Raw genomic sequence first — 579 nt, 5'->3', positions numbered from 1 at the left:
GTGTACGAAGCTATCAACGCTGTGTACGCGCGGCTTACGAGTAAGCTCCCTGGCGAGAGCCTTGAAGAACGCACGGCCGGTCTTAAGAAAGGCGTAGTGACCAGTTCTATCGCGTTTACGGTCGTGCATGGCTTGGGCAGTTTCCGCAAGATAGACTTGATGCGAGTGACGCTTCGAGTCGAGCTGAGTTACAGATCCACGCGTGATTTCTCGTGAGATTGTCGCTTTACTGCGATGAAGCTTCTGTACAATCACGGTCGCGGTGTCACCAGCAGCCTGAAGGGCCTGAATTGTAGCACGGTCGCTAAAACTGAGTTGTTGGTCTGAGAGTGGGTGTTGGTCTGAGAGTGGGTCATGAAGATTCCTGCTTTCTTGTTTAGCTAGCACTAACAAGAATAGGTCTTCATGGCCTTTATGGTCTTAGTCGTCAGGGTGTTGCACTTGAATTGTAAACTGGGGTCTTTTTTTATTTGCCGTGAAAAGCCATGATTGACGTTTTGAAGTTGACTGCCATTTAGAAACTGAGCGCGATTCTGAGAAATTCTCAGGTTAATTTCAACAAGCTTAAGGGGATGACTC

1 protein-coding gene and 1 pseudogene are annotated in these 579 nt (G+C 48.4%); both read right to left on the bottom strand.

Annotation, left to right across the window (positions count from 1 at the left end):
• Positions 1-356, bottom strand: a pseudogene (locus FD01_RS15395) (helix-turn-helix domain-containing protein); the annotation flags it as partial.
• 30 nt (positions 357-386) lie between these two features.
• Positions 387-579, bottom strand: a 193-nt coding sequence (locus FD01_RS16780) for a hypothetical protein (protein WP_235802977.1), incomplete at its 5' end; no start/stop codon positions are given.

The organism is Lacticaseibacillus manihotivorans DSM 13343 = JCM 12514 (assembly GCF_001435035.1).
In the GTDB taxonomy this organism is placed as follows: domain Bacteria; phylum Bacillota; class Bacilli; order Lactobacillales; family Lactobacillaceae; genus Lacticaseibacillus; species Lacticaseibacillus manihotivorans.
The sequence above is the reverse complement of the archived record's forward strand: the minus strand, read 5'-3'. Positions and strand labels throughout refer to the sequence as shown.